This is a genomic window from Paraburkholderia sp. FT54 (assembly GCF_031585635.1).
Classification (GTDB): Bacteria; Pseudomonadota; Gammaproteobacteria; order Burkholderiales; family Burkholderiaceae; genus Paraburkholderia.
In genome coordinates this window covers 4,176,320-4,199,741 of record NZ_CP134195.1, presented here as the reverse complement: position 1 = coordinate 4,199,741, position 23,422 = coordinate 4,176,320, and the positions used below count along the sequence as shown (strand labels likewise).

Below are 23,422 nucleotides of genomic sequence, written 5' to 3'. Positions count from 1 at the left end.
GATGCGTCGTTGCAGGAGCATGGCGGCTCGCGAAACGGTTCATGGCGCGCAGCGTGGTTTTACGATGATCGAAGTGCTGGTGGCGCTGGCGATCATCGCGGTGGCGCTGGCGGCCTCGTTGCGCGCGGTGGGGAGTCTCGCGAGCGGCGAGGCCGATCTGCATCGCCGCTTGCTGGCGGGCTGGAGCGCGGACAATACGTTGGCGCAATTGCATCTGACGCATGCCTGGCCGAACGTCGGTTCGACGAGTTTCGATTGTTCGCAGGGCAACTTGCAGTTGATCTGTACGGAGCATGTGACGGCTACGCCGAATCCGGTGTTTCGTCGAGTGGAAGTGATGGTGACGATGCCCGGCGAGTCCGGCAATCTGGCTCAGATGGTGACGGTGGTCGCGAATGAAAACAACCGTTCGCTCTGAGCGCCGCCGCCGATCGGGCGCGCGTGGTTTCACGCTGATCGAATTGCTGGTGGCGATCGCAATTCTGGCGGTGATTGCCGTGCTGTCGTGGCGCGGGCTCGACCAGATCATTCGCGGCCGGCAGACCATCACGAACGCCATGGAAGACGAGCGCGTCTTCGCGCAGCTGTTCGACCAGATGCGGATCGACGCGCGCCAGGCCGCATCCGACGACGAGGCTGGGCAGGCGGCTGTGTCGGTGTCCGGCAGCGTGTTGCAGATCGTGCGGCAGATGAACTTGCCTGGCGCCGCGCCGCGGTTGCAGGTGGTGCGGTATCGGGTGTCCGATGGACGCGTGACCCGGTATGCGTCGCCGCCGCTCGGGACTATCGAGGAATTGCAGGGGGCGCTGCACGGCGGTGAAGGTGAGGGGTGGAGTGGAGTGCCGTTGATGGGCGGCGTTGGGTCTATTTCTGCGCAGGTTTATGTACCTAAGGTGGGGTGGACTACGCAGATGAGTGATGTGCAGAGTGCCATTACCGAGGCGGACAATAATCTTAAGGTGCCCCAGCTTGGGAATGCGCCGCTGCCGCGGTCTGTGACGGGGCTGCAGGTGAGTGTGGGGGCGACGTCCCTCGCGCGGCCTGTTACTCGGGTTTTTCTCGTCGGAGAGTGAAATGAGGTTCTCTTTTTTGTCGTTCCGACGGGGGTGGGGGGGGGATTTTTTTGTTGGCCTTTCCTTGAGTTCTTGGTGGTCTATTAGCGTTGCCCCTGTGCGGGGCGGCACTTACTTTCTTTGCCGCCGCAAAGAAAGTAAGCAAAGAAAGCGGCTTCAAACCGCTAACGTACAAGCGGGTCCCTCGCGCAGCCACAGTAGTGGTGCGATCAACGAACGATCCCTCGCACAGCACACGCCAGTGACCAGGCAGTCATCCGTTCCGGCGGCGCTGCGCGCGCCGAGCGGCAAGCAAGACAACCGTCGGTCCTATCTGGCGCCTGGCGATACCTCGCCATCTCTCCAATCCGCTTCGGCATCTCGCCGAGGCGAAGCCGACGGCCCCCACCACGCCCAAACGAAGTCATGGGTCTTGAGCCCCACCCTTCCGGCGCGCACGGAGTGCGAGGCGGGAGGTATGACGGCCTTGTCACGGGCGTTGAATGTGCGGGGTGACGGATTCCAGATGATCCACTACCGTGGCTGTGCGGGGGACTTGCTTAGCATTGGCGGTGTGAAGCGGCTTTCTTTGCCTACTTTCTTTGCCGCGGCAAAGAAAGTAGGTGCCGCCCCGCACAGGGGCAACGCTAATAGACCACCAAGAATTCAAGGAAAGGCCAACAAACAAAAAATCCAGAAACCCCAAAAAGGCGTAGCAATCATCAGCGCCCTACTAGTAGTCGCACTATCAGCGATCCTGGTCTCAGGCATGCTCTGGCGCCAGCAGGTCCAGATCCGAAGGATAGAAAACCAGCGCCTCCTTTCCCAAGCCCAATGGGTAGCACGCGGCGCCCTGGACTGGACGCGTCTGATCCTCCGCTCGGAAGGCGACACCTCCGCCGGCATCACCTACTTAGGTGGCCTATGGGGCGTCCCCATCGCCAAAACACGCTTATCCGATTTCCTCGGGCAGATCGGCGAAGTCAGAGCCGAGCAAGGCGCGGCAACCTATCTATCCGGTTCAATCGAAGACGCCCAGGCGAAATTCAACCTGAGAAATCTGGTCGAGAGCCCGGCACCAGGCGTGTTGCAACTGGACATGAATCAGGTCGGCGCCTACCAGCGCCTACTGATATCGCTTGGCGCAAGCGGCCAGTTGGCAAAAGCCACGGCAGTCCAGGTCCGCGCGAGCCTCGTGCAATCGGCAACCCGTTTCCAGACCATCACCTCCACGAACGGCACAACCGCGACCCCGCCGCAGATCCAGGGCGGCGCCACCGGCGGCAGCTTCACCGACAAACCCGGTATCGAAGACGGCGACGACAGTTCGGACAACCCGCCGATCCAGATGACCAGTGTCGACTCGCTGCTCGATATCCCCGGCTATACGCCCGAGATGGTCGCGCGCTTGCGGCCCTTCGTTACGGTGCTGCCGACCGTCTCGGCGGTCAACGTCAACACGGCCTCCGCGGAAGTGATTGCGGCGGTCATCCCGGGAATGAGTGTGTCGGCGGCGCAATCCTTCGTGGCGCGGCGGCAGACCGTGTTTTTCCATAACGTCGGCGACGTGCAACTGGCGTTGCAAGGCGCCGGTGTGCAATCGATCTCGATCGATCCGAGCGAACTCGACGTCAACTCGAGTTACTTCCTGATCCACGGCCGCGTGCAGCACGAACGCGCCGAGGTGGACCGCACGACCCTCGTCTATCGCGACGCATTGACTCACACTACGCGTATCGTGCGAGTAGAAGACCAACTATGAATAACGCCTTTCCCAGAGAGAGTGGCCTTTGAGCACGCTGATCGTTCTACTGCCGCCGCGTGATCCGGCGGTGCCATCGCAGGAATGGCAATTGCCGGAGCTGCCGTTCGTGCTGCTCGACAAGTCGGGCCGCGCCCAGCGCGCCGGCCGGTCAGCGCTCGCGCTGCTGCCGCGCGCCTCCACCACGGTGCTGATGGTCGCCGCGCGCGACCTGCTGATGATGCCCGCCACGCTGCCGCCGCTGCGCGGCCCGCGGCTGCGTCAGGCGTTGCCCAATATCGTCGAGGATCAACTGATCCAGGACCCGCAGACCTGTCACATTGCGGTCGATCCGAAACCGCTCGCGGGCGGGCGGCAGCTGCTGGCGATCATCGACCGCGGCTGGTTCCGTTTTATCTGCGAATCGTTTTCCAACGCCGGTCATCGCAGCTTGCGCGCGGTGCCGGTCACGCGTTGCCTCCCGCAGGCGGCCGCGCTCGATGTCGATGTGCCCGCCGAAGTCGCGGAAACAGTGAACGCCGGTGAGCCGGCCATGGCGGGCGCGGCCGGCGTGGCGACGTCGCTGCCGGGCATCGCGCCGGTGCTGGCGCCCGGCGCCGCTGCCACGGTGCCGATGGTGGCCGCCGTGCTCGGCGCCGTGGTGCAGACCGCGCCTGCCATGCTGCTCGAAGGCGTCGTCGTGGACAGCGCGGGCGACAGAAGCGTGCCGCGCGTCGAACTGGCGATCGCACGCGGCGTGCAAGGCGAAGGCCTGGCCGTGCCGGCCAACGCCGTGAACGCGACGCTTGGCGCGCTCGCCGGGGCCGCGCCGGTCTCGCTGCACATGCTCACCGAAGTGCCCGGCAACGAGCCGAGCCTCGCCGCAAATAGCCCGGCACGGCTGGCAGCGCACATTCACGGCGCCAGTCCGTTGCCGTTCGAGCAGCTCGCCCGGCGCGCGCTGGAGTGCCGCTTCGACCTGTGTCAATTCGAGTTCGCCTCGCAGCCGTGGCGGCTCGACCGCGCGACGCTGCGGCGTCTGCGTCTGCCGGTGTTGCTCGCGGTCGGTGCGCTGGTGATCGCGATCATCGGCGCGAACGTGCAGTGGCTGCTGCTCGCGCGCCAACGCGACGCAATCAACACGCAGATGACCGAACTGCTGCTCAATACCTTCCCCAAGACGACCGTCGTGCTCGACGCGCCCGACCAGATGGCGCGCCAGTTGCAGCAGTTGCGCGTCGCGGCGGGCGAACTGTCGCCGGACGACTTTCTGGTGCTCGCCGACGGCCTCGCGCGCTCGCTGGCGCCGGTGCCGGTCAACGGCATTGCCGCGCTCGATTATCACGACCGGCGGCTCGACGTGAACTTCAAGCCGGAGGTCAAGCTCGATCCCGATTTCGCGAAACGCCTCGCCCGTAATGGCCTGAGCGGCGCGATCGACAGCAATACCGGCAGGTGGACCATCAGGAACGGACAATGAAAGCTGAACTCGCTCAAACATGGGCCGGATTCTGGGACCAGCGCACCGAGCGCGAAAAAGCCCTGCTGACGTGGGGCGGCGGCGTCCTCGCCGTGGTGATCGCGTGGTCGGTGCTGTGGGCGCCGGCGCAGGAAGGCCGTTCGCATCTGCATGAATCGCTGCCCGCCATGCAGCGCCAGTTGGCGCAGATGACCGCGCAAGCGAACGAAGCGCGCCAATTGTCGGCGGCGGCTCAAGGCGTCGCGCCGACCGGCGCCGCGCTGAAGGACGCCCTCACTGCTTCGCTCAACGATCACGGACTCGCCGCGACGCAGGTTCAGGTGATCGGCAACGCGGTCCAGATCCAGTTGAAAAACGCGTCGTTCCCGGCGTGGACGAACTGGGTCGACGACGTGCGCAAGCAGTTCAAGGTGCAAGTCTCGGAAGCGCATGCCACGGCGCTCAAGGAAGACGGCCAGGTGGACCTGACGGCGTCGTTGCAGCCGTCCACGGTGAAATGACAATAACCGCGACCACCCCGTCACAGGATCTCGCATGAATTACTGGATGCGGCGCTCGCGCGTCGCGCTGCCCTGGCTGGTGGTCGCGGTGCTGTCCGCCGCGATCGTCATGCTGGCGATGCTGCCGGCCGCCTGGATCACGCCGCAGTTCGCCAAACAGACGAGCGGCCACGTCAATCTCGTCAATCCGGCCGGTTCGCTGTGGCACGGCTCGGGCACGCTGATGCTGGCCGCCGGCTCCGACATGAGCGCGGCGACGTTGCTGCCCGGCCGGATCGAATGGCACACGGCATTCTGGCCGCTGTTTACCGGGCGCGTGCGCATGATCATGCGGCACAGCGAAGCGATGCCGGAACCGATCACCGTCGATGCCACACCGCGCACCGCCACCGTTACGCCGGGCGCGATCTCCGTGCCGGCTTCGCTGCTGAGCGGCCTCGGTGCGCCTTTTAACACGCTCGATCTGCAAGGCAATGTGCAACTGTCCTGGTCGGACTGGCGCAGCTTCAATCGGGAGGCGTTCGGGCAACTCACCGTCACGCTCACCGACGTCAGTTCGCGTGTCTCGCTGGTCAAGCCGCTCGGCTCGTACCGGGTGCTGTTTCAGGCCCAGGGCGAGTCGTCCACGCTCGATCTGACGACGATCAAGGGCCCGCTGATGCTGACCGGCAACGGCACGGTCTCGGCTGCGTCGACGTCATTTCATGGGACGGCCAGCGCCGCGCCGGAGGCTCGCGATAACCTCGCGGGATTGCTGAACCTGTTGGGGCGGCCGAGCGGGCCGAACACGGTGGCGTTGACATTCGCGCACTGAGGCGCGCTGTCTGGCGCTACGGCGCAGGCTGGTTGAGCCGGGGCGTCGACATTCGTTGCATGAGGCGGCCAGCGCAGCGGCGTAGGATCGCGATAACCTCGCGGGGCGGCTGAAGCCGTTGTGGCGCTGAAGCATCGACGCGTAAAAAAAGAGGCATGGCCGTGAAATGCGGCCATGCCTCTTTTGCTTTGCCTCGACGGCCAGCGCTTTTAATCGGTGTGCATTTGCGTCGGCGAGGTCGTTCCGCTTTGCGCGACAGGCGCCGCAGATGACGCCGGCGACGGCGCCGCCACGTCGCCTGTTTCGCGATTCATCTGCGACGTGTCCCAGCCCCCCCCCAGTGCCTTCACCAGGCCCACCGACGACACCATCCGCTGCCCGGCGATGCTCTCCAGCTTCTGCTCGGCCGTGAAGGCGGTGGTTTGCGCCGTCAGCACGTTGACGTAACCAACCGTGCCGGCCTTGTACTCGTTCGTGACAATGGCCAGTGCCTGACGCGCCGAATCCACCGCTTGCCGCTGCACGACGATTTCCTGTTCGAGAATGCGCTGCGACGCGAGGTTGTCCTCGACGTCCTGGAACGCGGCCAGCACCGTTTGACGGTAGGTCGCGACATTGCCGTCATAAGCCGCGCGCGCGGCGTCGGTCTGGGCCTGGCGCAGGCCGGCGTCGAAGAGCGTCGCGGCGAGTTGCGGGCCGAGCGTCCAGAAGCGCGACGGCGCGGTCAGCAACTGCGAGAACACCGAATTTTCGAAGCCGCCGGAGGCCGACAGCGTCAGCGACGGGAAGAACGCGGCGATGGCGACGCCAATCTGTTCGTTCGCCGCCGCGGCCTTGCGTTCCGCCGAGGCGATATCCGGACGCCGCTCGAGCAGCGCGGACGGCATCTGCGCCGGCACGGCGGGCGGCGTGGCGGTGAGCGGCATCGGCGGGATCGAGAAGGTCGAGGCCGGTTCGCCGACCAGTACGGCGATCGCGTGCTCGTCCTGGGCACGCTGCACGCCGTTGTCGATCGCGGCAGCCTGCGCCGATTGCAATTGCGTTTGCGCCTGGATCACGTCGGAGCGCGCGGCAACGCCGGCTGCGTACTGGTTCTGCGTGAGTTGCAGCGAACGCTGGTAGGCCGCGACCGTGTCGTCAAGCAGCTTCTGGGTCGAATCGAGCGCGCGCAGCGCGAAGTAGGTCTGGGCGAGCGTGGCCTGCGCCGACAGCCGCGCGTTGGCGAGGTCCGCTGCGGCGCTTTGCTGGCCGGCTTTCTGCGCATTCACCGAGCGCGTGACCGAACCCCACAGATCCGGCTCCCAGCTTGCGTCGAGCTGTACGTTGAAGCTGTTGCTGATGCCGGATCGGCTCGACGCAGTGGTCGAGTTGCCGCCGGAGAACGACCCGTTGCCGGAACGCGATGCGCCGGCCGACGCGCCAATGGTCGGGAAATACGCCGCACGCGCCTCACCGACCAGCGCGCGCGCCTGCCGGTAGGCGGCAGCGAACTGGGCGACGGTCTGGTTCGCGGTGTTCAGCCGCTCTTCGAGCGCGTTAAGCTGTGGATCTTCGTAAATGCTCCACCAGTCGCCGCGATCCTGCTGATCGGCCGGTTGAGCGACTTTCCAGCCGGGCGCGGCTTCCTTGTACGACGCCGGGATCTCGGCGGCGGGCCGCTTATAATCCGGGCCGACCGCGCAAGCGGCCAGCAGGCTTGCAAGGGCCGCAGCCACAGCAATGGTCAAGGCGCGAGGCGCAAGCGTCCGCGCGCGCGAGATTCGATCAGACTGCATGCAATGAATTCCTTCTGGACGCCGCGGCGCGGCCGATGGCGGCACCGCCGGCCGGGCGAGATCTTGGTCTGCCGGAATGTTAGCGTATGGGCCCGCTGGGCGCGGGAAACTGAAAGGGTAATTCGAGGAAGGAAGCAGGTGTGTTACTGAGGGTGTCGCGAAGGTTACGCGCCGTTACGGGCCTGGCCGTTAAACCCGTGATTCCGTCGACTTGGCCTGGCGGGCCAGCTTGCCGGCGGCCGCCCGGCACGGCGCATCGCCGCGCGCCTGGCAGGCGCCGGCGGGGCTTGCATGCTTTTCCGCGCCGGTAGGAACGACAGCGGCGTTCACCGTAGGCACCGGCGCCGCTACCAGTTGCACTTTCGCCGCCTTGACGCCTTTCTGTCCCCGCCGATGCTCGAACCACGCCAGCACCGCCACGCCGACCGATCCGCCAGGCAACACGAACAGCACGGCGAACAATGCGAGTTTCCACCAGCGGTGCGGCCCCTGAAAGGTGCTGAGTGCGGAATCGGTCAGAGAGCGGCTCAGGCCGCCAAGCGTGTTTTTGAGGTACAGCATTTGGGGAAATCCTTTTGGCACGTCGCGCTCGCGGCGTGCAGACAATCGGTCAGAACATGGTCTCGGGTGGCGCGGATCGCGCGTAACTCGTTGCCTGCAATAATATTGACTATGCAATTAAATTTCAAGATACTTTCCCCGCGAGAGTCGGCCGTGTTGTTTTTCTGCCGTTTGCGCTACGCGAAATCAAATTTTGACTTGTCTGCTTAGGCAGCTAAAATCCGTTCTGCTTGAGACGTTCCCGGATACACCATGACTGACGGCCCCTACAAGGCAGACGAGATTCACCTGGAATCGAGTCTTGGCTACTACCTGACGAAAGCTCGAAATGTGCTGGTCGAGCGGACGGACCGTGCGGTCAAACCATTAGGACTGACCACGCAGCAGATCGGCGTGATCCTGATGCTGTCGTCGCGACGCGCGAGCACGCCGTTCGAACTGTCACGCGCCATGTCGTATGACAGCGGATCGATGACGCGTCTGCTCGATCGCCTTGAAAAGAAAGGCTTTATCGCGCGCTCGCGCAGTGAGACTGACCGCCGGATGGTGAAGCTGGAGTTGACGCCGCAAGGTCACGACGCTGCCCGGCAACTGCCAGCGCTAGGCGCGGCGGTGCTGAACGAGCAGTTGCGCGGGTTTTCGGCCGCCGACCACGCCATGCTGATCGACCTGCTCAGCCGTTTCATCGCGAATGGCATCGACGCGGGTGCAAGCGCGGGATGCGGATTGGGGCCGCAACAGGAATCGCTGGACGAATCACCCGAAATATCGCCGCGGGAACACGGCGAGGACTAACCAAGACGCGCTTTCCCAGAGCGTCATTGTTTGGGAATATTTGCCTGGGCAGAGAGTGATCTGGCATGTAAGCACGCCATTTTGACCGGGCGATAAAGCTGTCGCGACAAGCTTTCCAGACTGAGGAGAAGGATTATGAACGCCACCGCTTCCGCCGCTGCCCTACCCGCCGCCGAACCCGCCCCGCTCAAAGGCGGCGCGTTGGCCTTGCTGACGGTCGGGCTCGCACTCGGCACGTTCATGGAAGTGCTCGACACGTCGATTGCGAACGTCGCGGTGCCGACCATTTCCGGGAGCCTCGGCGTGGCGACCAGCCAGGGCACCTGGGTGATCTCGTCGTATTCGGTCGCCTCGGCGATCGCGGTGCCGCTGACGGGCTGGCTCGCGCGGCGCGTCGGCGAAGTGAAGCTGTTCACGCTGTCCGTGCTGCTCTTCACGATCGCCTCGGCGCTGTGCGGCTTCGCGCATAACTTCGAGTCGCTGATCGCGTTCCGGCTGGTGCAGGGGCTCGTTTCCGGGCCGATGGTCCCGCTCTCGCAGACCATTCTGATGCGCTCGTATCCGCCGGAAAAGCGCGGACTCGCGCTGGGCCTGTGGGCGATGACGGTGATCTGCGCGCCCATCTTCGGGCCCGTGATGGGCGGCTACATCACCGACAACTACACATGGCCGTGGATCTTCTACATCAACGTGCCGATCGGTCTGTTCTCGGCGGTGTGCGCGTTCCTGCTGCTGCGTGGCCGTGAGACGAAGACCACGAAACAGCGCATCGACGCGGTCGGCCTCACGCTGCTCGTGATCGGCGTGTCATGCCTGCAGATGGTGCTCGACCTCGGCAAGGATCGCGACTGGTTCAATTCGACCTTTATCGTGACGCTCGCGGTGATCGCGGTGGTGTCGCTCGCCTTCATGCTGGTGTGGGAGATGACCGAGAAAGAGCCGGTGGTCGATCTCTCGCTCTTCAAGGATCGTAACTTCGCGCTCGGCGTGGTGATCGTCTCGTTCGGCTTCATGGCCTTCTTCGGCTCGGTGGTGATCTTCCCGCTCTGGCTGCAAACCGTGATGGGCTACACCGCCGGGCTGGCTGGTCTGGCGACCGCGCCCGTCGGTCTGCTCGCGCTGTTTTTGTCGCCGTTGATCGGCAAGAACATGCACCGGCTGAACCTGCGCGTGGTGGCGAGTTTTGCGTTCATCGTGTTCGCGTTCGTCTCGTTCTGGAACTCCACCTTTACGCTGGACGTGCCATTCAATCACGTGATCTGGCCACGGCTCGTGCAAGGCATCGGCGTTGCCTGCTTCTTCGTGCCGATGACCACCATTACGCTCTCCAGCGTGCCGGACGAGCGGCTGGCGAGTGCTTCCGGACTGTCCAATTTTTTCCGGACCTTGTCCGGCGCGATCGGCACGGCGATCAGTACGACGTACTGGGAAAACGACACGATCTACCATCACGCGATGCTGACCGACTCGGTCAATGTCTACGCCGCGAACACCAATGCTTATACCAATGCGCTGGCCGGTATCGGCCTATCCGGCGACGGCATTACCGCACAGTTGAATCAGGTGGTGACGGCGCAGGCTTATATGATGGCCACCAACGATTTCTTCCGCATTTCCTGCGCGGCGTTTCTCGTGCTCGCGGTACTGGTCTGGATCACCAAGCCGCGCAAGGGCGTGGGTCCTTCAATGGGCCATTGAAGTTCGACGATGCCTTCAGGCGGACGCGCGCCGAAACGACATTTTTCCTTCGACTCTTCGCGCGCGCCTTCAGCCTCTATTGCGTGACGGCTTCGCCATTCGCCGCCGGGATCGATTGCCCCTGTAAAGCATCGGGATGCAGGGTCGTAGGCGCAGCCTGCGGGGGTTTGGCGCCGCCCTGTGGAGCACCGGCCGCAGTGCCTCGCACGTATTGCTTGAAGTCGGCGCCGGCTTCCCATGGGTTCGGCTTGCAACCCATCGAGCCGTCGCAATGGGCCGCGAAGCCGATCGTTGCGGTGCCGTCAGGATTCGCGGCGCGCGTAATCTGATATGCCAACGCGCGCTTGCCGCCATCCGGGCCGGCAGTCTGGATCAATGTGTCGGTCGAGGCATCGATCTTGTACGTCGTATGGCCCGCCACCCAAGTTTGCGCCCGTTGCCACCAGACATCGCATTCCGCTTTGTTCGAACACGTCAGCGGTGTGGTCGCGATCTGCATGACGTCCGGATCGACCTGCCCTTGCGTCGAACATCCCGCCGCCGCTACGCACAGCATGGCCAACAGACTTTCTTTCATCACGTTGAATCCTCCCTCTGTGGTGCGCGTCGTATGAGTTTGGACCACGGCGTCGGTACGGTGTTTCATCTGGATCAGAGAATCGTCATAGCGCGCGGAGAATTTGCCGATGGCGTTCGAGACTCGGTCGCGCAGTGCGTAGACGTTACCTGCGAGGAATAAAAAAAGCGGCCATGCTGGCCGCTCTTTTCTCACCTTACCCGCAAGCGCGTCATTCAGACGCTGAACCGGTTCAACGTGTACGCCCGATACGCGGCGACGAACGCGTCGAACGAACCGACTTCTTCCTGCTCGAGTTTGGCCTGCTCAGCGAGCGATTGCGCGGCGAGATCGGTGAATGCCTTGTTCTGCTCCGCATCCAGCGGACGCGCGCGGAAATACGCGGCGTGCGCTTCGCTTTGTTCGAGACCGAAGGCGAGGAAGCTCTGCTGCTTCTCGCGCATGGTCTGCAGCACGCGCGCCGACGGCGTCAGCGATGTATCCGCCAGCTTCGCGCGCTGAACCGCGACAGCGCGTGCATGCGCGTCGCCGCCATGCAACGTGTCAAGCGTGGCCGCGGCCGCGTCGATCTTGACGAGCAGTTCGTTCGCCCAGTCCGTCATCGCAATCGGGCGACCGTCGCGCGTCAGCTCGAGGCCCGGCTTGCGCCCTTCCATCGTGACGCGGCCGAAGTTCTGGTTGGCTTCGGCATAAGCGTCCGGCGGCAACAGCGCGCTGTCGTCGAGCGCGCAGACCAGCAGGTAGGCGTCGAGAAAACGCGACGTCTCGAGCGAGATACCGGTCGGCTCGAAGGGATCGATGTCCATGCACCGCACTTCCACGTATTGCACGCCGCGCGCGGCCAGCGCATGCAGCGGACGCTCGCCCGGATACGTGACACGCTTCGGGCGGATCGTCGAGTAGAACTCATTTTCGATCTGCAGCACGTTCGTGTTGATCTGCACCCACTCGCCGTCGCGCTGCGTGCCGATCGCCTCGTACGCGGGATACGGCTGGCTCACGGCTTTCGCGAGCGCGTCGAGGTAGCCCGGCAGCGTGTCGTAATCGGCGTGCAGCGCGGCTTGCGCCGTGGTGTTCGAATAGCCGAGGTCGCTCATGCGCAGGCTGGTCGCGTATGGACGATAGAGCGTGTCGGCGTCGAGCGAGTCGAGCGAGTGTTTGCTATCGCGGAGGAAACGACGATCCAGCGCCGGCGAGGCGCCGAACAGATACATCAGCAGCCAGTTCGTACGGCGGAAATTGCGGATCAGTGCGAGATAGCGCTCGGACTGGAAGTCGACGGCGCTCGCGGTGGATTGCTGGTCGGCATGCAGCAGTCGCCACACTTCTTCGTTCAGCGAATAGTTGTAGTGGATACCCGCAATGCACTGCATCGTGCGGCCGTACCGAAGCGCGAGGCCGATGCGGTACACGTACTTCAGTTTGCCGATGTTCGAACTGCCGTAGTGCGCGATCGGAATGCCGTCGTCGGTATCGGGCAGCAGGCCGGGCATGGAGTTGTTCCACAGGATCTCGTCGCCGAGTTCCGCGTAGACAAAACGGTGGAGCGTGTCGAGCTTCTCGAGCGACGCCGCGACGTCGTGCTCAGCCGGCGTGATCAGTTCGAGCAGCGCTTCGGAATAGTCCGTGGTGAGCGACGGATGCGTGAGCGCCGAACCGAGCGCGCGCGAATGCGGCGTCAAGGCGAGCTTGCCCTCGTGCGTGACGCGCAGGCTTTCCTTTTCGATGCCGCGCAGGCCGTGAATCAGCGCGTCGCGCTGCGGGCCTGAGGTCAGCACGGACAGGCGGCGCGAGAACGCGTCGGTCGTGCGGGAAGGTGTCGTGTTTGGCATTGATGCGAGTCGGGCGTTGTCGGCCGCCATGTGCCGCAGCACTGCGGTTGACAACGTTCGGCGGAATTTTCAGTAGCGGGCACTTTAACATCTCGCCGGAACGGCTGCTTGAGGCCGCTTCGGCGGGTCATCGGAGCACTCCGGGCCGCTTCTCTTTTGGGCCAATTTAGCCGCTTTTTCCGCCAGTCGGTCGGGTCTGCGCCGCATCATTCTATTCGCCACGCGCCACGCGCCACGCGCCACGCGCCACGCGCCACGCGCCACGCGCCACGCGCCACGCGCCACGCGCCACGCGCCACGCGCCACGCGCCACGCGCCACGCGCGCGATCCGCATTTGTTATTCCCAAACCGCGCGATGCTTCAGTCACCATCGGCGACGCGCCGTTTCAGCCACCACGCGCGGCGCCGGCGCGGTCCGCTACTTCATTCCACAGATGCATCGCCGCGTACGCGCGCCACGGCCGCCACGTGTCGGTGCGAGTGCGTTGCTGCGTGGGCCGCACGAGCGACGGATCGCGCGCGCAGATCGACTGCATGAGCACGAGGTCCCATGCGGGCCACGCGTCGGCGTCGCGCCACGCGCGCATCGCGACATACTCGACGGTCCACGGGCCGATGCCCGGCAGCGCGAGCAGCGCGGCCCGCAGGCTGTCGGCGTCGGCCGTGTGGCTGTCGAGCGGCACGTCGCCAATGGCGACCGCATGCGCGAAGCCCTGCAATGCCGCTACACGCTTACCCGGCATGCCGATCTGCGCGAGATCGACGGCGGCCAGCGCGGCCGGCGTCGGAAAACGCCACGCGGTGTTCTCATGCGGATGCCCCTCGATGCGCTCGCCGGCGCGCTGCACGAGTCTTCCAATGATGGTGGTCGCCGCCTTCACGCTGACCTGCTGTCCGACGATTGCGCGCACCACCAGCTCGAAGCCCGACCACGCGCCCGGCACGCGCAAGCCGGGCACGGCTTCGACCAGCGGCGCGAGCCATGGGTCAGCGGCGAGTTCGGCGCCGATCTTTTTCGGATCGGCGTGCAGGTCGAACATCTTCGCAATCGGCGCAGCGAGCGTGTCGGCGTGAACGCTTACAGGCCCTTCGATGCTGGCGACAAGGCAGCGCTTGCGCGGATGCAGACGCACGCTGAGCGTGCCGCTGTCGCCGGCCCAATCGATTGCGCGACGGTACGCGCCGTCTTCCACCGCTTCGACGCCGGGCGTCGCGCGTCCGCCGAAGAAACGCAGCAGACGTGGCCAGTCGAAGGGTGGTTTGAACGGCAATTCAAGGGTAGCGACTTCGTCAAGCGTGCTCACGCGGCGTGGTCCAGTTTGGTGGTGGTTTCGATGGCGACGTCGGCGTCCGCAAGTGGGCGCTTGTTGCGTTCGGCCTTGCCGCGCGAAAAGTCGCCGACGTGCTGCGCCTCGTTGTCGAGCAGCGCGGCCTTGCGCGGCAAACCCCAGCGATAGCCCGCCAACGCTCCGCCCTTTGCCACCACGCGATGGCAAGGAATCGCCAGTGCCACCGGGTTCGTCGCGCACGCGCTGGCTACCGCGCGCACGGCGCGGGGCGCGCCGACCGTTTCGGCGATCTGCGAATAGCTGCGCGTCTCGCCGTATGGAATGCGCCGCAACGCGTCCCACACACGCTGCCGGAATGCCGTCGCGGCGATGTCCAGCGGTAGGTCGAAGTCCTGACGGGTGCCGCGCAAATAGGCGTCGATCTGTGCGATGAACGGCGCCAGGTGTTCGCTATCTTCCAACAGGTCGGCGTTGGCGAATTCGCCGCGCAGGTCGTCGGCGAGCATGGCGGCGTCGTCGCCGAAACCGATCTTGCAGATGCCCTTCTCCGTCGCCGCGACCAGCACGTAGCCGAGCGGCGTCGGCGCGCTGGCATAGCGAACGGTGAGCCCGGCGCCCTTGCGGCGATACGCAGACGGCGCCATGCCCAGTTCGGCCGACGCGCTGTCGTACATCCGCGACGGCGAGCCGAAACCCGCGTCAAGCGTGGCGCGGGTGACGTCCGAGCCGCTCTGGAGCGCGTCGCGCAACGCGGCGCCCCGCTGCGCGGCCTGGTACTGACGCGGCGACACGCCCACCACGCGCTTGAACAGACGCTGCAGATGGAACGGGCTGACGTGCACGGCGTCGCTCAATTGCGCGAGCGTGAGCCGCTCCTGGGGATCGGCGTCCAGCGCGGCGCACGCGCGATTGACGATTTCCAGCTCGCGCGGCAGACCGCCGGGCTGGCAACGCTTGCAATCGCGAAAGCCCGCGGCGCGCGCGGCGGCGGCATCGGTGAAGAATGCGACGTTCTCACGGCGCGGCAGGCGCGACGCGCACGACGGACGGCAGAACACGCCGGTCGTTTTGACGCCGTAGAAGAACGCGCCGTCGGCTTGCGATTCGCGGTGCGTGACGGCTTCCCAGCGTGCGTCGTCGGAAGTCCAGTTGGTGGCGCCGGAGGCGATATCGGTAGGTTCGCGGTTCATGATGGTCCCGAGGAGACGGTGTCGATGCTCACCAATGTAGGCCGCATGCCGACACACTACGCCCCGGTTCTTGCTCTGTCATTGCGCTTCTTCGTAGGCCCGAAGCCCCGCCAGGCGTCTGTTTTGCGGAAAACTGCGACAATTTGGCACGATATCGGGTTTTCCCTTAAAAAGTTATTGCGCCGCACCAGGTGCATGTGTATATTAGTACTTGTCTCCTCCATGTCTCCTCCTGATATGGATTCAGCCCGCTCCACATAGAGCGGGCTTTTTTTCGTCCATACGATCCTGATCCGTCCCTCAAGACGGCTTTCACGGCCCGCGCTCGCAAGCGTCGCCCTTTCTTCTACACTGGCAATTCACCCGTTCTGCGAGCCAGCCAAGGGGCATTCCACATGAAAATCCACATTCGCGAGATCGATCACGTTGTCATTCGGGCGACGAACGTTGAAGTCATGGCGCGTTTCTATTGCGACGTGCTCGGCTGCAGCGTCGAAAAGGAGCAGCGCGATCTGGGTCTGACACAGCTGCGCGCGGGACACTCGTTGATCGACCTGTTGCAGGTCGGCGGCCGACTCGACCATGCCGAAAACGGCGTGCCGGGCACGGGGCGGAATATGGATCACGTGTGTTTGCGCATCGATCCGTTCGACGCTCAAGCGCTTAAGGCGCATCTGGCCGAACACGGCGTGCGGCTGGGTGAACTCGGTCTGCGCTACGGCGCGGACGGCTACGGACAGTCGCTGTATCTATTCGACCCGGAAGGCAACATGGTCGAACTCAAGGGGCCGCCGGAAGCGGCGCGCGTGACGTCGCTATAAGCTCTGAGAGCCTGCGAAGCATCACGCGTTGGCGGGTGCCTTCAACACTGTCCATTCGATTTTCACCGCATCGGCTTCGGCGCTGCCGAGCCATGCTTCGCCGTCCTGCACGGTGCATTGCAGCCGCATGGTCCGTTCCGCCAGCGAGCCGAGAGCAGTGGCGACGTCTTCACCGAGCGTCCACACGGTCACGTTGCGCATGCGTTCCACCTTGTTGCGCACGCCCTGCCACCAGATGTCCGACGCGCGGCCGCCATAGGCGATCACGATCACTTCGTTCGAGCGACCGCTCGCCTTGGCGATGCGCCGTTCATCCGGCTGGCCGACTTCGATCCAGGTTTCGATCGCGCCGGTCAGATCCTTCTCCCACAGATCCGGTTCGTCCACATCCGACAAACCTTTGCAGAATTCGAGGCGTTCCTGCGCGAACAGCGCGAACGCGGCGACGCGGACCATCATCCGTTCGTCGGTTTCCGAGGGATGGCGGGCGATCGTCAGCGAATGGTCGGCGTAGTAGTGCCGGTCCATGTTGGCGATCTGCAGTTCCGCCTTGTAAATCGTCGATTTGAGAGCCATGCCGTTGCTAAACCAGGCGCTCGCTCCACCGGAGCGAACTGAAAAAGAATCGTCGACGGCGCGTTGCCGTTTTCCGTGTTTGTTGTACATCTTTTGTTCCTCCCGCGCCGCCAGCCGGCTGCTATTGCCACGGGAGAAGCATTTATCGCGCCACTGCCGGTTCGAAAGCGGTGCCGTAGACCTCGCCAGCGGCTTCCCGCAAGGCCTCGAGCACGACTGAGGCCGCCGGCGAAAGCAGGTGCGACTGGCGCGTGATGATACCGAATGTATCCATCCTGCACGGTAAATCGATCGGTACTCGCTTCAGAACGCCATACTGTTGGTATTGACGCGCCACTTCGTCGGGTAAAACCGCCAACATGTCGCTTTGGAGCAGCAAGCTCGAAATCGCCAGAAAATTGTTGGTATTCACCACGTTTTGCGGCGGATTCAGCCCGATTTGCGAAAACATCAGATCGAAGCGATGGCGCAAAACGCTGCCCGGCGGATGCAAAACCCAACTCGCGTTGACGATTCCTCGCAGTGTCAGTCCCGTCTCATTTTCGAGATGATGGCCGGGACGCGCCACTACGCAAAGCGGCTCATCAGCGAGCGGTTCGTAGCGGACTTCGGTCTTGAACTGGTTTTGCCGCTCCAGTACGCGGCCGATCATGATGTCCAATTCGCCTTCCGCCAGCCGCGGCAGCATCACATCCGACGTTTCGACCTCTGCCCAGATTTGCAGTTGCGGATAGCGTTCTTTCACGCTGGCGATCGCGCGCGGCACCATGGTCGCGGCGGCCGCCGCGATCACGCCGATCCGCACCTGGCCGGCCAGACCGGCGCGCAGTGCCGAGATTTCGTCATGCGCGTGGCTTAGATTCGACAGCACCATGCGCGCATGACGGATCATGACCTCGCCGTACAACGTGGCGTGCATGCCATGCGGCGTGCGGTCGAACAGGCTCACCTCCAGCATGTCCTCGAGTTCCTTCAACAGCCGCGACGCCGCGGGCTGGGTCATGCCGAGCACGTCGGCGGCCCGCCGGACGTTGCCCTCCTCTTCCATTGCCGCGAGCAGCAGCAACTGCCGCGTCTTGAGCCGCGCCCGCACGAACCAGTTCGAGTAGCTACGCGTCATGGTCTGTCTCCCGCCTGTGTTCTGATGAAGCGGCTCGACGCCACGAACCGCGAATTCTTCCAAGGCAAGGTTCATCATGCCATACCGAAACTGATATTGGGATGGCCTAAAAAGGGATTGGAAAGTTATTGGGACGGCTCATACCATTCGTGGACTTTCTGAGCTTCCTCACGTGGCGCCTTTCCCTCGATGAACCGCGATCCGCTCGTCCCTCTCGTCGCCAGTCCGTTTCGCCACTACATCAATGGCGGATGGGAGACGGGCGCGACCACGGGCGTTTCGCTCAATCCATCGGACCTGGACGATCCCGTCGGCGAATATGTGCGAGCCGACGTGCGGCAGACCGATATGGCCATCGAAGCGGCGCACGCGGCCTTCCCCGAGTGGTCACTGGGTTCGGCGCAGCGCCGCGCGGATGCGCTCGATGCGATCGGCAGCGAGGTGCTCGCGCGCCGCGACGAACTCGGCCGGCTGCTCGCGCGTGAAGTCGGCAAGACGCTGCCCGAGGCCTTAGCTGAAGCGACCCGTGCCGGGCAGATCTTCAAACTGTGCGCGGCAGAAGCCTTGCAGGTCTGCGCCGAGCCCGTCGCATCCGCGCGCGCTGGTGTCGAGATCGACGTGACGCGTGAACCGCTTGGCGTGGTCGGCATCATCTCGCCGTGGAGTGCGCCGCTGGCGCTTGCCGCAGCCAGGATCGGCGCCGCGCTCGCCCACGGCAACTGCGTCGTTTTCAAGCCGGCCGAATCGGTGCCGGCTTGCGCGGCGGCGCTGGCCTCGATCATCAGCCGCGCCGGTTTGCCCGCGGGCGTGTTCAATCTTGTGATGGGCAGCGGCCGGCAGGTCGGCGCGCGGATCGTCGCGCATCCGCTGACGGCGGCGATCAGCTTCACCGGCTCGGCGGAATCCGGCACGCGCGTGCTGCAGTCCGCCGCCGCTCGCCAGGCACGCGTGCAACTGGAGATGGGCGGCAAGAATCCGTTCGTGGTGCTGGCGGACGCCGATCTCGACGGCGCCGTCGAGGCCGCCTTGAGCGGCGCCTATGGCTCGACGGGCCAACGCAGCAGCGCGGCGGCTCGGCTGATCGTCGAACGCGCGGTGTTCGAGCCGTTCGTGGACGCATTGCAGGCGAAGCTCGCCAGACTCTCGATCGATCACGCGTTGAAGCACGGCACGGACATGGGTCCCGTGGCGAACGCCGCGCAGTTGGAGCGCAATCTCGACTATGTGCGCATCGGTCAGCAGGAAGGCGCGCAATTGCTATACGGCGGCCGGCAACTGGAGCGCGCGACGCGCGGCTACTTTTTCGAACCGGCGCTCTTCATTGGCGAATCCGAACACCGGATCGCGCGAGAGGAAATCTTCGGTCCGCTCGCCGTGGTGCTGCGTGCGGACGACTACGACCACGCGCTGCATCTCGCGAACGACACGGCATACGGTCTGTGCGCCGGCATCTGCACGCGCTCGCTCAATCGCGCGCGGCATTTTCGCCGTCATGTGCACAGCGGCCTCGTCACGATCAATCTGCCGACTACCGCCGTCGAGCATCACGCGCCCGGCGGCGGCCGGAAGGCGTCAGCCTACGGCGCCACGGATGCGGCCTTCTGGACGGCCGTGAAAACGGCTTATGTGGCGGGTTGATCGCGATGAAACTCGCACACGCCATCGCCCGTCTGGCTGCTCGTCGCGCCGCATGCGACGCCGCATGTCCGAACGCTCGCCGCGCCGCGCGCTTTGCCGTTCGTCCGCACGGCCATCGAGCCGCGCACCCCGACGCTTATCCACGTCCCGGCTGACGGCAGCGTGCATCACCCGCTGCAATCAAACGAAATCAATGCAGCTTTTCAACCTCAGGAGACAGATATGACCAGCAAGCTTCGCCGTTTGACGCTATCCGCGATGGCGGCCGCCGCCCTCGCCGCGCCTTTTGCCGCGCAACTCTCCGCGCACGCGGATCAGCCGCTCAAGGTCGGCTTCCTCGTGAAGATGCCGGAACAGGCATGGTTCATCAACGAACAGAAAGCCGCGAGCGCGCTCGGCCAGAAGGACGGCTTCTCGGTGGTGAACATCGGCACGCCGGACGGTGAAAAAGTGCTGGCCGCAATCGACAACCTCGGCGCACAAGGCGCCAAAGGCTTCGTGATCTGCGCACCGGACGTGCGCCTCGGACCGGCTATCCAGGCGCGGGCGAAGCGCTACAACATGAAGTTCGTCACCGTCGACGATCAACTGGTCGACTCCACCGGCAAGCCGCTGCCGAACGTGCCGCATCTGGGCATGTCCGCATTCAAGATCGGCAATCAGGTCGGCACCGCGATCTCGGAAGAAATGAAACGCCGGGGCTGGAAGCCGGAAGAAGTCGGCGCGCTGCGCATCACGAACTACGAATTGCCGACCGCGAAACTGCGCACCGACGGCGCGACGCAATCGCTCATCGCCGGCGGCTTCAAAAAGGAAAACATCTTCGACGCCCCGCAAAAGACGACCGATGACGAAGGCGGTTTCAACGCGTCGTCGCCGGTGCTTGCGCAACATCCGAACATCAAGAAGTGGGTGATCTTCGCGCTCAACGAGGAAAGCGTGCTGGGCGGCGTTCGCGCGACCGAGCAATTGCACATTCCGGCGGCGGACGTGATCGGCGTCGGCATCAACGGCGCGGGCGAAGCCTTCGCCGAATTCCAGAAGAAGGAACCGACGGGCTTCTACGGCACGATCGCCGTGAGCTCGACGATGCACGGCAAGGAAAGCACGGAGAACCTCGTCGAGTGGATCAAGGACGGCAAGCAGCCGCCCGCCGATACGCAGACCACCGGCAAGCTGATGGTGCGCGGCAACTGGCAGGACGTGCGTAAAGAACTCGGTATTTAAGCGGGGTTCGAGGTTGCACGCCGCGGGCCGTCTCTTGCTCACGCGAGAGCGGCCCGCACAGGTTGTTCACCAGTTCGAGGTTTTTCGATGACGTCCTCACACGCCGAGTCCCATACCGCCGAAGCGACGCCCTCGCCTGCGCTCGCGTCCACCGAGCCTTATCTGCGGCTCGACGGCATTACCGTGCGCTTTCCCGGCGTGCTCGCGCTCGACCAGGTGTCGCTCGAAGTGCGGCGCGGTGAAGTGCACGGTTTGATGGGCGAAAACGGCGCCGGCAAATCGACGCTGCTCAAGGTGTTGTCCGGCGTGAATCAACCCGCGGCGGGCACCTTGTCGCTCGATGGCGTCGAGCAGCAGTTCACCACGACGAAGGCCGCGATCGCTGCGGGCGTGGCAATCATCTATCAGGAATTGCATCTGGTGCCGGAACTGACAGTCGCGGAAAACCTGATGCTCGGCGCCCTGCCGAATCGTTTCGGCATACTGGACGAAAAAGCGCTGGTGGCGCGCGCCGTGAGCGAACTGGAACGGCTCGGCGAAAAGATCGATCCGTCGCAGCAGGTGAAGAATCTCTCGATCGGCCAGCGGCAAATGATCGAAATCGGCAAGGCGCTGATGCGCGACGCGCGCGTGATCGCGTTCGACGAACCGACCAGTTCGTTGTCGTCGCGCGAGACGACGCAACTGTTCCGGATCATTCGCGCGTTGAAGGCCGAGGGCCGCGCGATCATCTACGTCACGCATCGAATGGATGAGGTCTATGAGCTATGCGATCGCGTGACGGTGTTTCGCGACGGCCGCCGCATCGATACGTTCGAAGCGGGTGAAGGACTGGATCGCGATCGCCTGATCAGTTGCATGGTGGGCCGTTCGATCGCCGACGTGTACGGCTATCGCTCGCGCGATCTCGGCGACGTGCAACTCGACGTCAAGGCATTGATGGGACGTGGCCTGCGCGAACCGGCTTCTTTCGCGGCACGCCAAGGCGAAATAGTCGGTTTCTTCGGGCTCGTCGGCGCGGGACGCTCCGAGTTGATGAAGCTCATCTACGGCGCGGTCAAACCGGCTGCCGGCGAGATCACGCTCAAGGGCAAACGCGTGCGCTTCGCCACACCGCGCGATGCAGTGCGCGCCGGCGTCGCGCTGTGTCCCGAAGACCGCAAGCAGGAAGGCATCGTCTCGATCGCCTCGGTATCGGACAACCTCAACATCAGTTGCCGCCGCCATTTCAGCCGCTTCAACGTGCTCAACGGCCGCAAGGAAGCGCAGACCGCCAAAGAGTTCATCGGCAAGCTCGCGATCAAGACGCGCAATGGCGAAACGCCGATCGGCACGCTCTCCGGCGGCAATCAGCAGAAGGTGATTCTGTCGCGCTGGCTCGCCGAAGACATCGACGTGTTCCTGATGGACGAACCCACGCGCGGCATCGACGTCGGCGCGCGCAGCGAGATTTACGGGCTGCTGTATGGGCTCGCCGAAGCGGGCCGCACGGTGATCGTCGTGTCGAGCGATCTCGCCGAAGTGATCGGCGTGGCGGACCGCGTGATCGTGATGAAGGAAGGCCGCATCGTCGGCGATCTGCCCAAGGCGCAGGCCACGCCGGATGCACTGATCAAGCTCGCCCTGCCCCGCTGACGCCGTCTTCCACACCGGCCACAACGAAGGCAATTGAATCGAATCGCGCCATTGAAACAGAACGGAATAGAAACCATGCAGACACCCTCAGCCGATTCCTCGACCCCAGCCGTCGCCTCAGCGGGCCTGAGCGCGCGCGCCGCGCGCACCTGGGACCTGATCAACAAGTCCGGCATCGTGATGGTGTTCGTCATTCTGTTCGCGGTCTTGTCGTTCAGCGTGCCGGATTTTTTGAGCTCGCGAAACATCCAGGGCTTACTGCTCTCCGTCACGCTGATCGGCTCGATCTCGGTGACGATGATGTTCGTTCTCGCGCTCGGCGAAGTGGATCTGTCGGTGGCGTCGATCGTCGCGTTCGCGGGCGTGGTGGCGTCCACCCTGATCACCGCGACGCATAGCGTGATGCTCGGCGTCGCGGCCGGCGTGCTCGCGGGTGGCGCGGTCGGGCTCGTCAACGGCGTGCTGGTCGCGCGCTACAAGATCAATTCGCTGATCGTCACGCTCGCCATGATGGAGGTCGTGCGCGGCCTCGCCTACATCACCTCGAACGGCGACGCCGTGATGATTTCAGAAGAGCGCTTCTTCGACCTCGGCGGCGGCTCGTTTCTCGGCATCTCGTATCCGATCTGGAGCAACATCGTCGGCTTCGTGCTGTTCGGCTTTTTGCTGAAGAAAACCGTGTTCGGCAAGAACGTTCTGGCCGTCGGCGGCAATAGCGAGGCGGCGTTGCTGGCGGGCTTGCCGGTAACGCGGATCAAGATCACAGTGTTCGTATTGCAGGGCCTCGTCACCGGTTTTGCAGGCGTGATGCTTGCGTCACGCATGAGCTTGGGCGACCCGAAGACGTCCGTCGGCCTCGAACTCGGCGTGATTTCCGCGTGCGTGCTCGGCGGCGTCTCGCTTACGGGCGGTGTCGCGACGATTTCCGGTGTGCTGGTCGGCGTGCTGATCATGGGCTCGGTGCAGGACGCCATGAGCCTGTTGAACGTGCCGACCTTTTACCAATACCTGATTCGCGGCGGGATTCTGCTGCTCGCGGTGCTGTTCGACCAGTTTCGCCGCAGCAAGCGCGTGCACTGACGCGCGCACCGCTTCCACAT

General features: G+C 64.3%; 22 protein-coding genes. 13 read left to right on the top strand and 9 right to left on the bottom strand.

The window, feature by feature from the left end:
* The first annotated feature begins 1 nt into the window (after position 1).
* The 6 genes from gspI to RI103_RS19185 all read left to right on the top strand — a co-directional run bounded on the left by gspI (position 2) and on the right by RI103_RS19185 (position 5,587).
* On the top strand, positions 2-418 hold the full coding sequence (gene gspI, locus RI103_RS19210; protein ID WP_310813463.1) for a type II secretion system minor pseudopilin GspI: 417 nt from the start codon (positions 2-4) through the stop codon (positions 416-418).
* The gene (locus tag RI103_RS19205) at positions 396-1,073 is read left to right on the top strand and encodes a prepilin-type N-terminal cleavage/methylation domain-containing protein (RefSeq protein WP_310813462.1); all 678 of its coding nucleotides are present in this window, start codon (positions 396-398) and stop codon (positions 1,071-1,073) included. The genes gspI and RI103_RS19205 overlap by 23 nt, the downstream gene beginning before the upstream one ends.
* A gap of 457 nt (positions 1,074-1,530) precedes the next feature.
* Positions 1,531-2,814 (top strand): type II secretion system minor pseudopilin GspK, encoded by a 1,284-nt coding sequence (gspK, locus tag RI103_RS19200; RefSeq protein WP_310813461.1) that lies wholly within the window; start codon positions 1,531-1,533, stop codon positions 2,812-2,814.
* A gap of 28 nt (positions 2,815-2,842) precedes the next feature.
* On the top strand, positions 2,843-4,273 hold the full coding sequence (gene gspL, locus RI103_RS19195) for a type II secretion system protein GspL (RefSeq protein WP_310813460.1): 1,431 nt from the start codon (positions 2,843-2,845) through the stop codon (positions 4,271-4,273).
* Positions 4,270-4,773 carry a type II secretion system protein M gene (locus RI103_RS19190; RefSeq protein WP_310813459.1) on the top strand — a complete coding sequence of 168 codons (504 nt, stop codon included), beginning with the start codon at positions 4,270-4,272 and terminating at the stop codon, positions 4,771-4,773. The genes gspL and RI103_RS19190 overlap by 4 nt, the downstream gene beginning before the upstream one ends.
* Positions 4,774-4,807: 34 nt before the next feature.
* Positions 4,808-5,587: a type II secretion system protein N gene (locus tag RI103_RS19185; RefSeq protein WP_310813458.1), complete on the top strand. Its 780-nt coding sequence runs from the start codon at positions 4,808-4,810 to the stop codon at positions 5,585-5,587.
* Positions 5,588-5,796: 209 nt separating this feature from the next.
* Here the strand turns inward: RI103_RS19185 and RI103_RS19180 are convergent, their stop codons facing one another.
* Together RI103_RS19180 and RI103_RS19175 are read right to left on the bottom strand one after the other, a co-directional pair.
* Positions 5,797-7,362: an efflux transporter outer membrane subunit gene (locus RI103_RS19180; protein WP_310813457.1), complete on the bottom strand. Its 1,566-nt coding sequence runs from the start codon at positions 7,360-7,362 to the stop codon at positions 5,797-5,799.
* A 189-nt stretch (positions 7,363-7,551) separates the two neighbouring features.
* Positions 7,552-7,923: a hypothetical protein gene (locus tag RI103_RS19175; RefSeq protein WP_310813456.1), complete on the bottom strand. Its 372-nt coding sequence runs from the start codon at positions 7,921-7,923 to the stop codon at positions 7,552-7,554.
* A 252-nt stretch (positions 7,924-8,175) separates the two neighbouring features.
* Between RI103_RS19175 and RI103_RS19170 the strand changes: the two genes are divergently transcribed.
* On the top strand, positions 8,176-8,718 hold the full coding sequence (locus RI103_RS19170) for a MarR family transcriptional regulator (RefSeq protein WP_310813455.1): 543 nt from the start codon (positions 8,176-8,178) through the stop codon (positions 8,716-8,718).
* 135 nt (positions 8,719-8,853) lie between these two features.
* Positions 8,854-10,416, top strand: coding sequence for a DHA2 family efflux MFS transporter permease subunit (locus RI103_RS19165; RefSeq protein ID WP_310813454.1), 1,563 nt, complete (start codon positions 8,854-8,856; stop codon positions 10,414-10,416).
* A 76-nt stretch (positions 10,417-10,492) separates the two neighbouring features.
* Here the strand turns inward: RI103_RS19165 and RI103_RS19160 are convergent, their stop codons facing one another.
* From RI103_RS19160 to ada, 5 genes are all read right to left on the bottom strand, one after another.
* Entirely contained in the window at positions 10,493-10,993 is a 501-nt protein-coding gene (locus RI103_RS19160; RefSeq protein ID WP_310813453.1) for a hypothetical protein, read from the bottom strand.
* Positions 10,994-11,208: 215 nt separating this feature from the next.
* The gene (gene gshA, locus RI103_RS19155) at positions 11,209-12,825 is read right to left on the bottom strand and encodes a glutamate--cysteine ligase (RefSeq protein ID WP_310813452.1); all 1,617 of its coding nucleotides are present in this window, start codon (positions 12,823-12,825) and stop codon (positions 11,209-11,211) included.
* 206 nt (positions 12,826-13,031) lie between these two features.
* The gene (locus tag RI103_RS19150; protein WP_310813451.1) at positions 13,032-13,160 is read right to left on the bottom strand and encodes a hypothetical protein; all 129 of its coding nucleotides are present in this window, start codon (positions 13,158-13,160) and stop codon (positions 13,032-13,034) included.
* A 52-nt stretch (positions 13,161-13,212) separates the two neighbouring features.
* The gene (locus RI103_RS19145; RefSeq protein WP_310813450.1) at positions 13,213-14,130 is read right to left on the bottom strand and encodes an AlkA N-terminal domain-containing protein; all 918 of its coding nucleotides are present in this window, start codon (positions 14,128-14,130) and stop codon (positions 13,213-13,215) included.
* A complete protein-coding gene (ada, locus tag RI103_RS19140; RefSeq protein ID WP_310813449.1) occupies positions 14,127-15,305 on the bottom strand; it encodes a bifunctional DNA-binding transcriptional regulator/O6-methylguanine-DNA methyltransferase Ada in 1,179 nt (392 codons plus the stop codon). Before ada ends, RI103_RS19145 begins: the two co-directional genes overlap by 4 nt.
* 395 nt (positions 15,306-15,700) lie before the next feature.
* Between ada and RI103_RS19135 the strand changes: the two genes are divergently transcribed.
* Entirely contained in the window at positions 15,701-16,126 is a 426-nt protein-coding gene (locus RI103_RS19135; RefSeq protein WP_310813448.1) for a VOC family protein, read from the top strand.
* A gap of 21 nt (positions 16,127-16,147) precedes the next feature.
* Here the strand turns inward: RI103_RS19135 and RI103_RS19130 are convergent, their stop codons facing one another.
* Both RI103_RS19130 and RI103_RS19125 read right to left on the bottom strand, forming a co-directional pair.
* Positions 16,148-16,702 (bottom strand): YaeQ family protein, encoded by a 555-nt coding sequence (locus RI103_RS19130; protein WP_106303025.1) that lies wholly within the window; start codon positions 16,700-16,702, stop codon positions 16,148-16,150.
* A gap of 142 nt (positions 16,703-16,844) precedes the next feature.
* A complete protein-coding gene (locus tag RI103_RS19125; RefSeq protein ID WP_310813447.1) occupies positions 16,845-17,822 on the bottom strand; it encodes a LysR family transcriptional regulator in 978 nt (325 codons plus the stop codon).
* 189 nt (positions 17,823-18,011) lie between these two features.
* Here RI103_RS19125 and RI103_RS19120 point away from each other — a divergent pair, with 189 nt between their 5' ends.
* The 4 genes from RI103_RS19120 (at position 18,012) to araH (ending at position 23,402) form a co-directional block, all read left to right on the top strand.
* On the top strand, positions 18,012-19,460 hold the full coding sequence (locus tag RI103_RS19120) for an aldehyde dehydrogenase family protein (RefSeq protein WP_310813446.1): 1,449 nt from the start codon (positions 18,012-18,014) through the stop codon (positions 19,458-19,460).
* Positions 19,461-19,682: 222 nt separating this feature from the next.
* Positions 19,683-20,687, top strand: coding sequence for an arabinose ABC transporter substrate-binding protein (locus RI103_RS19115; protein WP_310813445.1), 1,005 nt, complete (start codon positions 19,683-19,685; stop codon positions 20,685-20,687).
* A gap of 87 nt (positions 20,688-20,774) precedes the next feature.
* Positions 20,775-22,322 (top strand): L-arabinose ABC transporter ATP-binding protein AraG, encoded by a 1,548-nt coding sequence (araG, locus tag RI103_RS19110; RefSeq protein WP_310813444.1) that lies wholly within the window; start codon positions 20,775-20,777, stop codon positions 22,320-22,322.
* A gap of 75 nt (positions 22,323-22,397) precedes the next feature.
* Positions 22,398-23,402 carry an L-arabinose ABC transporter permease AraH gene (araH, locus tag RI103_RS19105; protein ID WP_310813443.1) on the top strand — a complete coding sequence of 335 codons (1,005 nt, stop codon included), beginning with the start codon at positions 22,398-22,400 and terminating at the stop codon, positions 23,400-23,402.
* Positions 23,403-23,422: the final 20 nt, after the last annotated feature.

Coding starts and splice junctions, on each gene's coding strand:
- gspI (WP_310813463.1), top strand. CDS start 2: ATGCGTCGTTGCAGGAGCATGGCGGCTCGCGAAACGGTTCATGGCGCG.
- RI103_RS19205 (WP_310813462.1), top strand. CDS start 396: ATGAAAACAACCGTTCGCTCTGAGCGCCGCCGCCGATCGGGCGCGCGT.
- gspK (WP_310813461.1), top strand. CDS start 1,531: ATGACGGCCTTGTCACGGGCGTTGAATGTGCGGGGTGACGGATTCCAG.
- RI103_RS19190 (WP_310813459.1), top strand. CDS start 4,270: ATGAAAGCTGAACTCGCTCAAACATGGGCCGGATTCTGGGACCAGCGC.
- RI103_RS19185 (WP_310813458.1), top strand. CDS start 4,808: ATGAATTACTGGATGCGGCGCTCGCGCGTCGCGCTGCCCTGGCTGGTG.
- RI103_RS19180 (WP_310813457.1), bottom strand. CDS start 7,362: ATGCAGTCTGATCGAATCTCGCGCGCGCGGACGCTTGCGCCTCGCGCC.
- RI103_RS19175 (WP_310813456.1), bottom strand. CDS start 7,923: ATGCTGTACCTCAAAAACACGCTTGGCGGCCTGAGCCGCTCTCTGACC.
- RI103_RS19170 (WP_310813455.1), top strand. CDS start 8,176: ATGACTGACGGCCCCTACAAGGCAGACGAGATTCACCTGGAATCGAGT.
- RI103_RS19165 (WP_310813454.1), top strand. CDS start 8,854: ATGAACGCCACCGCTTCCGCCGCTGCCCTACCCGCCGCCGAACCCGCC.
- RI103_RS19160 (WP_310813453.1), bottom strand. CDS start 10,993: ATGAAAGAAAGTCTGTTGGCCATGCTGTGCGTAGCGGCGGCGGGATGT.
- gshA (WP_310813452.1), bottom strand. CDS start 12,825: ATGCCAAACACGACACCTTCCCGCACGACCGACGCGTTCTCGCGCCGC.
- RI103_RS19150 (WP_310813451.1), bottom strand. CDS start 13,160: ATGCGGATCGCGCGCGTGGCGCGTGGCGCGTGGCGCGTGGCGCGTGGC.
- ada (WP_310813449.1), bottom strand. CDS start 15,305: ATGAACCGCGAACCTACCGATATCGCCTCCGGCGCCACCAACTGGACT.
- RI103_RS19135 (WP_310813448.1), top strand. CDS start 15,701: ATGAAAATCCACATTCGCGAGATCGATCACGTTGTCATTCGGGCGACG.
- RI103_RS19130 (WP_106303025.1), bottom strand. CDS start 16,702: ATGGCTCTCAAATCGACGATTTACAAGGCGGAACTGCAGATCGCCAAC.
- RI103_RS19125 (WP_310813447.1), bottom strand. CDS start 17,822: ATGACGCGTAGCTACTCGAACTGGTTCGTGCGGGCGCGGCTCAAGACG.
- RI103_RS19120 (WP_310813446.1), top strand. CDS start 18,012: ATGAACCGCGATCCGCTCGTCCCTCTCGTCGCCAGTCCGTTTCGCCAC.
- RI103_RS19115 (WP_310813445.1), top strand. CDS start 19,683: ATGACCAGCAAGCTTCGCCGTTTGACGCTATCCGCGATGGCGGCCGCC.
- araG (WP_310813444.1), top strand. CDS start 20,775: ATGACGTCCTCACACGCCGAGTCCCATACCGCCGAAGCGACGCCCTCG.
- araH (WP_310813443.1), top strand. CDS start 22,398: ATGCAGACACCCTCAGCCGATTCCTCGACCCCAGCCGTCGCCTCAGCG.